The sequence below is a fragment of the Ruegeria sp. AD5 genome (genome assembly GCF_056542345.1).
Window position 1 is genome coordinate 404,218 of record NZ_JBQFZR010000001.1, and the last position, 14,161, is coordinate 418,378.

At 56.0% G+C, this 14,161-nt stretch carries 12 protein-coding genes; 7 read left to right on the forward strand and 5 right to left on the reverse strand.

Features of this window, described 5'->3' with window-relative positions; all coding sequences use genetic code 11:
* The first annotated feature begins 36 nt into the window (after positions 1-36).
* The 4 genes from ACR0JG_RS02015 to ACR0JG_RS02030 all read left to right on the forward strand — a co-directional run bounded on the left by ACR0JG_RS02015 (position 37) and on the right by ACR0JG_RS02030 (position 4,446).
* Positions 37-1,119: an ABC transporter permease gene (locus ACR0JG_RS02015; protein ID WP_170392492.1), complete on the forward strand. Its 1,083-nt coding sequence runs from the start codon at positions 37-39 to the stop codon at positions 1,117-1,119.
* Between the two features lies 1 nt (position 1,120).
* Positions 1,121-2,041, forward strand: a complete 921-nt coding sequence (locus ACR0JG_RS02020; RefSeq protein WP_170392493.1) for an ABC transporter permease — start codon at positions 1,121-1,123, stop codon at positions 2,039-2,041.
* A gap of 34 nt (positions 2,042-2,075) precedes the next feature.
* A complete protein-coding gene (locus ACR0JG_RS02025) occupies positions 2,076-3,149 on the forward strand; it encodes a BMP family ABC transporter substrate-binding protein (RefSeq protein WP_170392494.1) in 1,074 nt (357 codons plus the stop codon).
* 262 nt (positions 3,150-3,411) lie between these two features.
* Positions 3,412-4,446 carry a S41 family peptidase gene (locus ACR0JG_RS02030; protein ID WP_480567395.1) on the forward strand — a complete coding sequence of 345 codons (1,035 nt, stop codon included), beginning with the start codon at positions 3,412-3,414 and terminating at the stop codon, positions 4,444-4,446.
* Positions 4,447-4,641: 195 nt separating this feature from the next.
* On the opposite strand, the gene ACR0JG_RS02035 is transcribed toward ACR0JG_RS02030, so the two are convergent.
* Complete coding sequence (locus ACR0JG_RS02035) at positions 4,642-5,874, reverse strand: HlyD family secretion protein (protein WP_170392496.1); 1,233 nt, start codon at positions 5,872-5,874, stop codon at positions 4,642-4,644.
* A gap of 3 nt (positions 5,875-5,877) precedes the next feature.
* Complete coding sequence (locus ACR0JG_RS02040; protein WP_170512621.1) at positions 5,878-6,288, reverse strand: hypothetical protein; 411 nt, start codon at positions 6,286-6,288, stop codon at positions 5,878-5,880.
* Positions 6,289-6,491: 203 nt separating this feature from the next.
* On the opposite strand from ACR0JG_RS02040, the gene ACR0JG_RS02045 reads away from it, so the two are divergent.
* The 3 genes from ACR0JG_RS02045 to ACR0JG_RS02055 all read left to right on the forward strand — a co-directional run bounded on the left by ACR0JG_RS02045 (position 6,492) and on the right by ACR0JG_RS02055 (position 8,617).
* Positions 6,492-7,553, forward strand: coding sequence for an NAD(P)/FAD-dependent oxidoreductase (locus ACR0JG_RS02045; protein WP_480567396.1), 1,062 nt, complete (start codon positions 6,492-6,494; stop codon positions 7,551-7,553).
* A 2-nt stretch (positions 7,554-7,555) separates the two neighbouring features.
* A complete protein-coding gene (locus ACR0JG_RS02050) occupies positions 7,556-8,209 on the forward strand; it encodes a DUF938 domain-containing protein (RefSeq protein ID WP_480567397.1) in 654 nt (217 codons plus the stop codon).
* Positions 8,210-8,281: 72 nt separating this feature from the next.
* A complete protein-coding gene (locus ACR0JG_RS02055) occupies positions 8,282-8,617 on the forward strand; it encodes a carboxymuconolactone decarboxylase family protein (RefSeq protein ID WP_480567398.1) in 336 nt (111 codons plus the stop codon).
* Positions 8,618-8,686: 69 nt separating this feature from the next.
* On the opposite strand, the gene ACR0JG_RS02060 is transcribed toward ACR0JG_RS02055, so the two are convergent.
* The 3 genes from ACR0JG_RS02060 to ACR0JG_RS02070 all read right to left on the reverse strand — a co-directional run bounded on the left by ACR0JG_RS02060 (position 8,687) and on the right by ACR0JG_RS02070 (position 14,147).
* The gene (locus tag ACR0JG_RS02060; protein WP_480567399.1) at positions 8,687-11,194 is read right to left on the reverse strand and encodes a GcvT family protein; all 2,508 of its coding nucleotides are present in this window, start codon (positions 11,192-11,194) and stop codon (positions 8,687-8,689) included.
* Between the two features lie 140 nt (positions 11,195-11,334).
* Positions 11,335-12,663, reverse strand: a complete 1,329-nt coding sequence (locus tag ACR0JG_RS02065; RefSeq protein WP_480567400.1) for a hypothetical protein — start codon at positions 12,661-12,663, stop codon at positions 11,335-11,337.
* 86 nt (positions 12,664-12,749) lie between these two features.
* Positions 12,750-14,147 (reverse strand): FAD-binding oxidoreductase, encoded by a 1,398-nt coding sequence (locus ACR0JG_RS02070; RefSeq protein ID WP_480567401.1) that lies wholly within the window; start codon positions 14,145-14,147, stop codon positions 12,750-12,752.
* Between the last annotated feature and the right edge of the window lie 14 nt (positions 14,148-14,161).

Here is a 14,161-nt window from a genome sequence, read left to right on the forward strand (position 1 = left end):
AGTTAAAAGAAAAGAGAAACGCGGGGGTATGAGCAAATGATTGTGTTGGAGAAACGGCCTCAGCCGTCCAAGGCGTGGTCTTATGCCACCCCTCTGGTCGCGGTCCTGGCGACGATGGTTTTTGGTGGCATCCTGTTCGCCATTCTGGGCAAAAACCCGGTCGAGGCTATTGGAACCATTTTCTGGGAACCCCTGTTTGGCGAGTTCGCCTTCTATTATCGGCCGCAATTGCTGGTTAAGGGCGCGCCCCTGGTTTTGATCGCTATCGGCCTGTCTTTAGGCTTCCGCGCCGGTATCTGGAATATCGGGGCCGAGGGTCAGTACATTATGGGGGCCATTTTCGGTGCGGGTGCCGGTCTGGCATTCTATCCGCTGGATGCATTCTACATCTTTCCGATCATGGTGATTGCAGGCGCGTTTGGCGGCTGGCTATGGGCAATGATCCCAGCCTTCCTGAAAGTGCGCTTCGGTACCAATGAAATCCTTGTGTCGCTGATGTTGGTCTATGTGGCCGAACAGATGCTGGCCTCGGTCTCGCTAGGCCTGCTGAAGAATCCCGAAGGGTTCGGCTTTCCGGGTTCGCGCAATCTGCAATCCTACGACAGCGCGTATAATGCCGAGCTGATTGCGGGTTCAGGCATGCACTGGGGCGTAGTCACTGCCCTGATCGCTGTTATCTTTGCATATGTCTTGCTGAACCGGCACATGCTGGGCTTCCACATCCGCCTGACAGGTGAGGCCCCGCGTGCGGCGAAGTTCGCAGGTGTAAACCCTGCCCGCCTGATCCTGTTCTGTTTGGGTCTGGCCGGCGCGCTGGCCGGTCTTGCGGGGATGTTCGAAGTCTCGGGCCCTGCTGGCGTGGTCAGCATCGATTTCAACGTCGGTTACGGCTTTACCGCGATCATCGTGGCTTTCCTTGGCCGTTTGCATCCGGTGGGCATCCTGCTGGCCGGAGGCCTGATGGCGTTGACTTATATTGGTGGTGAAATCGCCCAATCTCAGCTGGGTCTGCCCGCCGCAGCCATTCAGGTATTCCAGGGGATGCTTCTGTTCTTCCTGCTGGCATTCGATCTTCTGACAAACTACCGCATCCGTGCGGCCCGTAGCGAGGTAGCGTGATATGGACCTTGGTGAAATTAACCCCGTCCTTCTGGTCGCCTCGCTAATGGTGGCCGCAACCCCACTTTTGTTGGCCGCAATCGGAGAATTGGTGGTCGAAAAAGCAGGCGTCCTGAACCTCGGTGTCGAGGGCATGATGATCGTGGGCGCAATCAGCGGCTTCGCAATCTCAGTCGAGACCGGTTCGCCCTGGCTGGGCTTTATTGCGGCAGCAATCGGTGGCGCGGTGCTATCGCTGTTGTTTGTGCTGCTGACGCAGGTGGCGCTGGCCAATCAAGTTGCCAGTGGCCTGGCCCTAACATTGTTCGGCCTCGGGTTCAGCGCGCTGATGGGGCAGAGCTACGTAGGAATAAAGCCGCCCAGCATGGGTGAAATCCATATCCCGGTAATCAGCGATATCCCTGTTATTGGACCAATCCTGTTTCAGCACGACCCGATCCTCTATGTCGGAATTGCCCTGACGGCCGCCGTCTGGGCCACGCTGAAATACACACGCATCGGCCTGATATTGCGCGCCGTTGGCGAGAACCACGATGCGGCGCATGCGCTGGGCTACAAGGTCATCAAGATTCGCATCATGGCGATCCTGTTTGGTGGTGCTTGCGCTGGCTTGGGCGGCGCCTACATCAGCCTGATCCGCGTGCCGCAGTGGACCGAGGGCATGACTGCCGGTGTCGGCTGGATTGCCTTGGCGCTGGTGGTTTTTGCCAGCTGGAAACCATGGCGTGTCTTGCTGGGCGCCTATTTGTTCGGCGGCATCACTGTGTTGCAGCTTAATTTGCAGGCAGCGGGCGTTGCCATTCCTGTCGAGTATCTGGCAATGTCGCCCTACATCATCACGATCCTTGTGCTTGTGATCCTTTCGGCCGACAAGAGCAGCGCACCTGCCGCATTGGGCCGGACCTTCCATGCCTCGCACTAGGCGAGGCCAACTGAACCAACTTGGGGAGTAACACATGAAATTCACTACACTTTTGGCAAGCGCCGCAATGGCGCTGGGTCTGGCCTCGGGGGCCATGGCCCAAGACAAGACCAAAGTCGGCTTCGTCTATGTCGGCCCAGTGGGCGACGGCGGCTGGACCTATGAGCACAACAAGGGCCGTCTGGCCGTGGAAGAGCACTTTGGCGACAAGGTTGAAACCGTGTTCGTCGAGTCGGTGCCTGAGGGCCCAGATGCAGAACGCGTGATGACCCAGATGGCGCTGGAAGGCGCGGACCTGATCTTCACCACCTCGTTCGGCTACATGGATCCGACCATCAATGTCGCGAAGAAATTCCCGGATGTGAAATTCGAGCACGCAACCGGCTACAAGACCGCCGACAACGTCTCGGTCTACTCGGCCCGTTTTTATGAAGGTCGCGCAGTCCAAGGCCACATCGCCGGTAAAATGACGGAATCGAATATCATCGGCTACATCGGGTCCTACCCTATCCCTGAAGTGATCCGTGGTATCAACTCAGCCTATATCCACGCCAAGAAGGTGAATCCGGATGTCGAGTTCAAGATCGTCTGGGCCTACACTTGGTTCGATCCTGCGAAAGAGGCTGACGCCGCCACAGTTCTGATCGAACAGGGCGCGGACGTGATCCTACAGCACACTGACTCGACTGCACCGCAGGCAGCCGCGCAAGAGGCAGGAAACGTTGTCACCTTTGGCCAGGCCTCTGACATGAGCGAATACGCACCCTTCCCACGTGTGTCTTCAATCATCGACGATTGGGCTCCCTATTACATCGCGCGGACCCAGGCCGTGATGGACGGAACATGGGAAAGTGCCAACACATGGGATGGCATCCGGGAAGGCATGGTAGCAATTGGTGAGATTTCGGACGCCGTTCCGGCTGATGTTAAAGAAGAAGCACTGGCGCTGAAAGCAGCGATGGCAGCCGGTGAATACCACCCCTTTACTGGCCCGCTGAAAAAGCAGGACGGCAGTGACTGGCTGGCCGAAGGCGAGACCGCCGATGACGGTACGCTGGCGGGCATGAATTTCTACGTTGAGGGGCTGGAAGGCGAAATTCCGCAGTAGAATCTGACCTGGAAACTAACAACAAGGCCCGCATGTATTTGCGGGCCTTTTTAGTCGCCCTGAGCCCAATCTGGACATTGACGAGTGGCTATGCGCATCGTGAAACATGTCGCTCACGGAAGACCTGAACCAAATTTTAGAAACTGCCCTGCCGACTGATCCCAGTTTTCGACAGATCGAAAAGGCCGTGATTGACGACTGTATTGGTGAAACCCGGCAATATGCCTCAGAGGGCTCTGTCGAAGCCTTTCTGTTGTCAGCGATGCGTTTATTGGCACTTCCCGGCAATGGGCACACACGGCTGATCCCGAATGATGCGATCGCGGTGCTACCGCTGAGATTCGTGAGCGTTGGACGTTCCGTTCAATTCATCGACGCGGCGCCAGAGATAGCCGCACCGCGAGGAGAGTTGATAGCGGTCAACGGCTCAGCTTTGAGCCAGATTGAAGCCACTGCAGAGAAATTTCTGGCGGGAACGTGCCAAAGGAAACGGGTCATCGGCCCGATTCTACTGGCTTGGCCGTACGCTTTGGCACGTTTGGGTTTTTCGTCAAACGGCGGCACGACCGAGTTCCGTGTGCAGGACGAAAATGGGCGGATAGCCAATCTGAAAGTGGCCAATGAACATACAGTTCCTGGATCGATGCTCTACCCGAGAAACGAGCACGGCAAGGCTGATCCAGCCTGGGAACCCGAGATATTTGTAGAGATAAAGGACTGGCAAGAGCTAGGGCTATCAATAGCGTTACCAAGCTTCTTTGATCCGAAGGAAAATGCGCTGCCTAAAGCCATCTCAGCCGCGGTGGAATGCGTGCGCGCATCCTCGAACAAAACACTACTAATTGATGTTCGCGGAAACACTGGTGGCGACTTTCTTCTAACGATGCCCTTGATCGACGCGATCTCAGAAAGTGCAAACAAGCAGGTTGTTATGCTTGTCGATAAATTCACGTTTTCCGCAGCGATAGTGTTTGTAGCCATCCTCAAACATCGATTGGGAAACAGGCTCAAACTCATTGGTGAGGAAATGGGTGATGCGCTGACGTTCTTTGCCGAGGGCGGATTGCTCGAATTGTCGACCAGTGGAGCGGTCGTTCGATACTCATCAGCCTTTCACGACTGGAAGAATGGAACGACTGACGATACCACGCCGCCCGAAATCGCAAGAAAAATCGTACCTGCGGGATCACTGAACTTGGATTTGGAATGGGTCGAAAGACCTGCAGGTGAGGATGCACCAACCGATCTCCATCAACGAGTTCTCAAAAGCATGAGCAAATCGCTAGACAGCCGCTAAGTCCGCATAGCTGCATTCAAAGAAAGCAAATGCTGCACGCACGGCGAAGGTCTACTTGGTGGCCAGTCTTATTGGAGACCCAACACCATCGGCCCGTGGGCAATATTAGCCACGAGCGTTTTGATACCCAGCTGTCGTCGGGTCAGGACTTCAAGCGATTGAATCGCCGCAATGGTTAGGTTCTAGGGCGTGAAATTAGTGTCCGCCCAGCACCAGAGTGTTCACCGGCATCAGGATCAGTCGCAGGCGCAGGCCTGCCGCATGAACGACGCCAATCGTGTCTACCACATGCAGGAACGATTTTTCCCAGAAGCCGAGGCTCTCATCCTCCAGCTTTGCATGATTATCCGTATAGATATTCGCCAGACAGTTGCTGCCTGGAGGCACATCATCGGCCATGCTTTTGTAGAGCGGTTCAAGGTAGACAAGGATCGAACCCGGATTGGTGTTGCTCTGCACGTCCCGTAACTCATCAGATGGCCTGATCTGCCCCGATGGGATCACATCCTGCACCTCGACGACAACCACCGGGATAACGGTAAAGGGCTTGGTCATGCAGCCCAATTCGCCAATCATACCCGGTTTGACCACCTGGGCCGAAAGCTGACTGAACGCCGCCTGGAATCGGTCATGTCCGGAGGAGGATGGCACCAGAATACCCGCCGGGCGCAGCAAAGGGCTGACATAGTCGCCGACCTGAAGCCCGAATTGTTCAACCCTGCCCGTCACTCCAGCATTGACCACAGTCTTGTCCAACTCGGTCAATGCCGCATCCAGCTGCGCATTGGCACTGGCAAGTTGGGCCGGGATCAGCTCTTCGATCTGTTGTACAACCGCTGCGCGTTTTGAGACGGCTGCTTTCACCTGCGCTTCACGCTCGGCAACCAGATTTTCCAACCGATCAATCTCGGCCAAACGCACCGCGCTGGATCCCTCGTCACGCAGGGTGGTATTGCGTTCCAGATCCTCGAGCGACTGATCCAGAGCTGCGCGCGCGCCAGCAATCCCGGCCTCAGCCTCGGCCAGATCGGTTTCCGCCACCTTCAACGAGGCTTGAACCTGAGCAATCTGGGCATGCGCCGCTTCGACCTGCGCGGTTTGCGTGAAGTCTTCGATCCGGAAAATCGGCTGTCCAGCTGTCACCTGCTCATTGTTGCGCACGTAGACTTCGGAAACGCGCCCCCCTAGCTGCGGAAGGATCGTTACCGTCCGGAAGTAGGAAGCCGCTGTTTTGCTGGACGGGTGAAAATAGAACAGCGTTGTGATAACGGTTAGCGCCAAAATAGCGCAAGTCGTCAGCCCCCAGCGCAACTCGTACCACATGGTGAACAGCGTGATCTCGTGTCCGATCCGTTTGCCCTGCACAAAGCGGCGAAACAGATAGTCAGGAAGCACGGTAATCAGGGCGCACAGCATCGTCTCGATCATTGTTCAGTGCCCCTGTGCTGCCGGTTCGGAGGATTTGGATTGTTCGGGCTCAGTTTCCAGCTCAGGAGGGGGTGAAGCGTGTTCTTTGTCCTGCCCAGGCGCCAAAGATCGGATGGCATCGGCAATCGAGCGCAGCGGTGCCGCGAAATCAGGGAACTGGAACCCAGCCACAAGGATGGCGGCAACCCAGAAAAGGCCGTTATGCGTAAACAAAGCCAAAAGCGCCAGAATCCCAACCAATTGGAATTGCGGGTGATTGGTTTCATGCGCCATTTTTTCCGGGATCGAATGCAACGTGAAGTAGGCAACCCCGATCAGCACGACCATCCCGACGGTAAAAAACAACATGAAGGTGAAGAGGAAGTCGCTACCATCTGCTTGTGTCACATATGACGGAATGTGCCCCGTTGCCATCGGGTGAATATCTGCCGCGTTCACGTCCGCCTCCGAATCTTATGTTGTTTGCACTAAAAGCAGGCTGGCCGCCTACGATCAAGTTTCCATTGCGGTGGGCTTGTGTCTTTTCGTTTGGCAGTACGCGTGCCATGGTCCGCCAATGTCGCCAGTCAACTTACCACCGGCTCGATCACTTGGCGGCCGGAAACGGAACAAAACGCATGATTGATTTTCTGATAATCGGTGGCGGTGTCGCCGGGCTAAGCGCAGGTGCGCGCCTGTCAGAGCACGGCACAGTCACGGTGTTAGAGGCCGAGGACGGATTGGGATATCATACTTCGGGTCGTTCAGCCGCCCTGTTCGAAAAGGGTTACGGTCCAAACTCGGTTAAGGCATTGAACGAGGCAAGTGCTGCGTTTTTTGAAACAAATGCGTACCTAACACCACGCGGCCTGATGCTGATTGGCGGAAGGGATCAACAGACGCTGTTTCAAAAAGACGCCCAAGATCTTGGTGTGCAAGAGATTTCGCCGGAAGATGCCATCAGACACATTCCTGTCCTGAATGCTGAAACTGTCGGTTATGCAGCCATAAGTAATAGCGCATATGATATCGATACAGATCGTGTGCTGCAGGACTTTGCGCGAACCGTCCGCAAGAATGGCGGTTCGGTCCTAACCCGTCAGAGGGTCAGCAGCATCCGCAAACCGGTTCATTGGACCGTCGAGACCTCAGAATCCTTTGAGGCACGCAATCTGGTAAATGCCGCCGGAGCCTGGGTCGATGAGGTGGCGCAGATGGCAGGAATCTCCCCCATCGGGATCACACCTTACCGTCGATCGATTGCGCGCATCCCCGCACCGGGCGGACATGACCTGCGAAACTGGCCAATGATGCTGGGCGCAGGCGAGAGTTGGTACGCCAAACCTGATGCGGGCAAGCTACTGGTCTCGCCTTGCGAGGCGGACCCAACCACACCCCATGACGCTTACGCCGATGACATGGTTCTCGCAGAAGGACTGGCACGATACGAAGCGATGGTTACTGAAACTGTAACTCGGGTAGAAACCAATTGGGCGGGGTTACGTAGTTTTGTTGCCGATGGCACGCTGGTGCTCGGACCTGATCCAACCGATCCATCGTTTATCTGGTCGGCAGCACAGGGAGGGTATGGGTTTCAGACCGCTCCTGCTGCCTCGCAACTTGTGGCGGACCTTGTGACTGGCGCGTCGCCGCGCCTTGATGCGGCGATTGTGAAAGCGCTGACACCCGGTAGGCTGTAACGATGACAAAACACAAACTGCCCTCAAATGCCAGCGTCGCCACCGAGGGCGACGGCAGCAAACTCGTCGCCCCTGCCACCAGCCGAAACACGGTTGTGCTGTGCGATCTTCTGGCACGGGTCGCCCCGTCATCAGGACAGGCCCTGGAACTAGCCAGTGGAACCGGACAACACATTTCGGCCTTTGCCCAGCGGATGCCCGGGTTGCATTGGCAACCCAGCGAAGTCACCTCCGAACGGCGCGCCAGCATCGATGCGTACACCAAGGGTTTACCAAACACCGCCGCAGCCGTTCATCTGGATGCAACTGCGGAGGGTTGGCACAAATCAATGGCGCAGCAAGATTTGGTTTTACTGGTCAACCTCTTGCACCTGATCAGTTTGCCCGAGGCTGAAACCCTTGTTGCCGAAGCAGCGTGCGCTCTGAAAACGGATGGGCGTTTGGTGCTTTATGGCCCTTTCAAACGTAACGGACACCTGACAAGCGATGGCGACCAGCGATTTCACGACGCACTGGTCCAACAAGACCCTGAGATCGGGTACAAAGACGACACACATATATTGTCTATGTTAAAGGACAACGCCCTCGAACTGGTCGAAATCGTAAAGATGCCTGCGAACAACTTGGCATTTGTCGCCCAAAAAACTGGAATCTGATCAGGATCAAAGTCTGCTTTGCTCTTCATCATTCATATGCAGATTATCATATGTATAAAGAAGGACGTGATAATGAGCTGGCAGGATTCACTGAACGAAACGCGCAAAAGCTTGCGTAACCTTAACGGAGCCATTCCTGATACGGCGCGTGCCTTCGGGGCGCTGGGAAAATCTGTCAAGGAAGGCGGGACGCTGGACTACAAAACCAAAGAGTTCATCGCGTTAGGCATGTCAATCGCAGTACGGTGTGAGCCTTGCATTACCCTGCATTCCGAGGCGTTGGCCAAGGCAGGAGCCACCCGCGATGAGATTTCGGACGTTCTGGCAATGGCCATCCAGATGGGCGGTGGGCCGTCCATGATGTTTGCCGCCAAGGCACTAGACTGCTTTGATGAATTGAGCGCATGAAAAAAGCCCACCGAGAGCGGGCTTTTAGTAGGCGGCGCTACGTGAGTACCGCCTTATTTCTTGGAAGCGTCAGCCGTCTTTGCGGATGACCTCGTTCTTCGGATCATACGGGCTGTCACAAGTGACGACCGCATCCCACAGCTTGTCCTGAATTTTGACCTGCAGCTTGGTGCCTTCGACCGCCAGCTCAGGCTTCACATACCCCATGCCGATGGATTTCTCGAACGCCACCGAGTACCCGCCCGAGGTCAAACGACCCACGCGCTCACCTTCCGGCGTGTACAGCGCCTCGCGGCCCCAGGGGTCGGCATCGTCCGGTCCGTCGATCAGCAGAGTGCAGCACTTCACGCGCACGCCGGTCTCTTCCAGCTTGGCTTTGCCGTAGAAGTCTTTCGACAGATCAACAAAGCGCGGCAGGTCAGCTTCCAGCGGGGTCGCGTCGCGGCCCAGTTCGGTGCCGAAGGCGCGATAGGACTTCTCCTGCCGCAGCCAGTTCTGGGCGCGGGCACCGACCAGCTTCATACCGTGCTTTTCACCGGCTTTCTCCAGCAGGTCGAACAGGTAGTTCTGCATCTCGATCGGGTGGTGCAGTTCCCAACCGAGCTCACCAGTGTAGGCCACACGGATCGCGTTGACCGGGCACATGCCCAGTTCGATCTGACGGGCCGACAACCAAGGGAAGCGCTTGTTGGACAGTGCAGTTTCCGGATCGGCGTCCTTGATGACCTCTTTCAGAACGTCACGCGACTTGGGTCCGGCGATCGCGAAGACGCCCCACTGGGTGGTCACGTCCTGGATTTCGATGTAGCCGAACTCCTCCATCTTGTCCTCGGCCGCCTTGCGAAGGTAGTCGGCGTCGTACTCGGTCCAGGCACCGGCAGAGACGATGTAGTAATTGTTCGCGCCATTGCGGACGATGGTGTATTCGGTGCGGGTGGTGCCGTGCGCGGTCAGCGCGTAGGTCAGGTTGATGCGACCGACCTTGGGCAGCTTGTTGCAGGTGAACCAATCCAGGAACTGGGTCGCACCGGGGCCTTTGACGACATGCTTGGTGAAGGCCGACGCATCGATCAGGCCAACGCCTTCGCGGATGGCCTTGGCTTCGTCGACCGCATACTGCCACCAACCACCGCGGCGGAAGCTGCGGCTTTCTTTGTCGAAGTTATCAGGCGCATCCAGCGGGCCGAAATAGTTCGGACGCTCCCAGCCGTTGACCCAGCCAAACTGTGCGCCACGCGCTTTCTGACGGTCGTAGGCCGGAACGGTGCGCAGCGGACGGCAGGCTTCGCGCTCTTCGTCAGGGTGGTGCAGGATGTAGACGTGCTCATAGCACTCTTCGTTCTTGCGCGCCGCGAACTCGGTGGTCATCCAGTTCGACGAATACCGCTTGGGGTCCAGCGAAGCCATGTCGATCTCGGCTTCGCCATCGACCATCATCTGAGCCAGATAATAACCGGTGCCGCCCGCAGCGGTGATGCCAAAACTGAAGCCTTCAGCAAGCCACATGTTGCGCAGCCCCGGAGCGGGACCGACCAGCGGGTTGCCATCAGGTGTGTAGCAGATCGGGCCGTTGAAATCGTCTTTCAGACCGGACTCAGCACAGGACGGCACGCGTTCGGCCATCGCCATGTACTGATCGGCGATCCGATCCAGATCCAGCGGAAATAGGTCAGCGCGGAAGCTGTCCGGCACGCCGTGTTCGAACTGCGCAGGAGCGCCATGTTCGTAGATACCCAGAATCCAGCCGCCTCGTTCTTCGCGCGCATACGACTCGTTGTCTGCATCACGCACAACTGGATGCTCGGGGTTGCCCGCTTCACGCCATTTGACCAGCTCGGGGTCTTTGTCCATGACGATGAAGGTATGCTCGACCGGGATCGCGGGCATCTTGATACCCAGCATTTTCGCGGTCCGCTGTGCGTGGTTGCCTGACGCGGTCACAACATGTTCGGCGGTGATCACAACCTGCTCGTCTGACGGAACGAGATTGCCCCCCTTCTCGATCATCTTGGTGCAGGTGACGTCCCAGTGAGTGCCATTCCAGTGGAAGGCATCAGCCTGCATCTTGCGAACGATGTCGACACCGCGCTGACGCGCACCTTTGGCCATCGCCTGGGTCACGTCCGCAGGGTTAATGTAGCCGTCTTCAGTGTGATAGATCGCGCCTTTCAAGTCCGAAGTTTCGATCAGAGGCCAACGTTCCTTGATTTGCTCGGGCGTCAGCCACTCATATGCAACATCACAAGTTTCCGCTGTGGATGCATAGAGCATGTATTCATCCATACGCTCTTGTGTCTGTGCCATACGCAGGTTTCCGACTACGGCGAAGCCTGCATTCAAGCCGGTTTCTTCCTCTAGTGTCTTGTAGAAATCGACTGAGTACTTGTGGATGTGGGTCGTGGCATACGACATGTTGAACAACGGCAACAGGCCCGCTGCGTGCCAGGTGGAACCGGATGTCAGTTCGTCCCGCTCGATCAGCATCACATCATCCCAGCCCGCTTTGGCAAGGTGATAGGCAATCGAGGTCCCGACGGCGCCGCCGCCAACGACCAGTGCTTTGACTTGGGTTTTCATAGCCGGGTGTCTCCCCTTGAATTCAGTTGACACCATATGGCGCATTTGAGGGGCTCGACGCGACATTCATCCGACCAGTGATATAAGAAAAGCGACCTGAGCGTTGCACCAGGTCGCTTTCCAACAGTCGATCTGACGTGTTATCCGCCCCCCAATTTGCACCTTTTGAACGTTCCGGTGGTTGCGCAATCAATGCCCGTTCCGGAACCGCCTCGGTTTACCCGCACGGCAGTTTCTGCTTCGGAATCAGAGCTACCAAAGGCTGACAACAGTCCGGACAGGAAGCCTTCATTTTCGTTTACAGATGCGACTTCTTCAGAGGTTTCCTGATCTTTGAATTTGGCGAACAAATTTCCAAAGAAACCCTCGTCATCTCTGTCTGCCTGCTGCATCTCGTCTTCAAGCAAATCTGTCAGTCCTTTGCGGTATCCGACCTGGACCAAATCATCCGCAGATTCGATTCTGTTCGCGGTCAAGTCGAAGGTGTCTGCCGGCAAACCGTATTGCGCGGCCAAAGTATTTGCGACAAGAGACAACCCATCAATGTTTTCTAGCTTCAAACGCGCCAGCTCGCTGCGCAGCTTGACAAACTCGCCGCGCAAGGCGGCCATGTTTGTCGCCAGTTCACTTTCTCGTTCAGCATCAAAAACGGTATCGTTGCCGACGCCAGGCACTTGCTTTTGAAGCAGTGCGTTCAATCCGTCATAATCCAATCGATCTAGAAACGCTCGCAGCATAGGCGCTGGTGCATCGGAATAGACTTGCAAGCGAATTTCTTCGCCCAGTCCGATTGTAGCCTTGTAGATTTCAAACCGAGGTTCGACCTCAAGGTCCGTCAGGCTCGCCGTGATCATTGACCAAAACTTTCGATCTTTCACTGTGACGGGTTTGTATCGGCTGTTTTCAAACCTGAAATACGCAGCACCACCAATTATGCCGAATGGAGTGTAGCCACTCGATCCTGCGCCCAACCCTTCGACAGACCTGACGATGTTGCCAGTCAGTGTATTGGATTTAGCGTCTTTCCTGAGTTTCGCCTGTAGCCAGACCGTATACTCGCCGCTTTCGTAGACCCAACTAGAATTATCGAGTTTTCTGGCCAGTTGTTCAGTCTCTTGCACAGCAACTCTTTTTGCAATTGGACGAGCAGCTTCACTTATTCCGTCCTGCAAAACACCTTCTCGGGCATCGCGTGTAAAATCTGCATCCACGATCGAACGACGCACCCATCCTTCGCCCGAATCCGGCAGGTACGGCTTGGCCCCCTCACGCCAACGCTTCTGCCTTTCTCGTTCAACTTCTTCCGCGGCTAGCTCCGCCTGATACAAGTTGAACCGCTGATTAATCGTGTCGACATATCCGTTGAAGGACAACCTGCCTTCGACTTTCTTATCCTGCTGATAATAATCCAGACCTACGACAACCACGACGGCAATCAGCAAAAAACCAATGAAACGCAACGCGCCCATGAATAACCTCGGAATCAAATACTGCTCTTTCCTAGATCATTCACCTAAAATTGAGGCGCTGTTATGGCCGAACCCAACAATCGCGGTCAGAGTACCTTGCCCGGATTCATAATGTTATCGGGATCCAGCGCTGCTTTGATCGCCGCCATATAATTTGTCGCCGCACCAAGTTCTTTCACCAGATAGGGGCGTTTACCCTGCCCGATTCCGTGTTCTCCGGTACAGGTGCCCTCCATCGCAATTGCAAGATCATTTAGCCAACCGACGAATTCCTCTGCACTTGCGACCTCTTTTGCGTCATCCATGTCGATTAACAGAAGTGTATGGAAGTTACCGTCACCAACATGACCCACGATTGGGGCCAGCAAACCCAATTCAGCGGCCTTATCCTGTGCGAAGGTCACACATTCGGCCAAACGCGAGATCGGAACACATACATCCGTAGAAATGCCCCGCGCGCCTGGGCGCAGTTGTAGGCTGGCCCAATACATATCGTGCCGGGCCTGCCACAGCTTGTTGCGCTCTTCGGTTGTCGTGGTGGTGGTGATATCGCTGCCACCAAATTCTTCCGCGATTTGGCCAAAGGTCTCTGCCTGTTCCGCTGCACCGCTGTCCGAACCGTGAAATTCCAGCAGCAGCAGCGGCGTTTCTGGCAAATCCAGTCCCGAATAAGCGTTTGCCGCTTTGACCGACATCTGATCCAGCAATTCGATCCGCGCAACCGGGATACCATACTGAATAGTCATCATCACAGCCTGACAGGCTGCATCCACCGATGGAAACGAACAGCGAGCTGAACTGATGGCCTCGGGGATACCCTGCAATCGCAATGTGATTTCGGTGATTATTCCCAGTGTGCCTTCGGCACCGATTAGCAAGCGGGTCAGATCAAAACCCGCCGAAGATTTTCGCGCACGATGCCCCGTGCGGATCACTTGCCCGTCCGGCATCACGGCCTCAAGACTAAGCACATTGTCTTTCATTGTCCCATAACGCACAGCATTGGTGCCAGACGCGCGTGTCGCGGCCATGCCACCTAGCGACGCATTCGCGCCCGGATCAATCGGGAAGAACAACCCCTGATCCCGCAGATGGGTGTTCAATTCGGCTCGGGTGACACCCGGTTGGACAACGCAGTCCAGATCACCGACATTAACCGCCAATATCTTGTTCATCTGACTCAGATCGACGGATATGCCACCAGCAGGAGCGTTCACATGACCTTCGAGCGAGGTGCCGGTTCCGAATGGGATGACTGGCACCTTGTGTTCGGCACAGGTCCTGACGATATCGGTCACTTCTTCGGTTGAATGCGGGAAGACGACTGCGTCCGGTCTCTGGTTTTCAATCCACGTTGTTGTGTGCCCGTGCTGCTCGCAGATCGCAGCACCAGATTGCAGCCGGTCTGCGAACCTCTGCTTCAAAATTCCCAGCGCCGTGTCGATCCCGGCCTCGTTTCGCGGCAAAGCAGTTGCCTGCACCATTGCGTTCCCCTTTT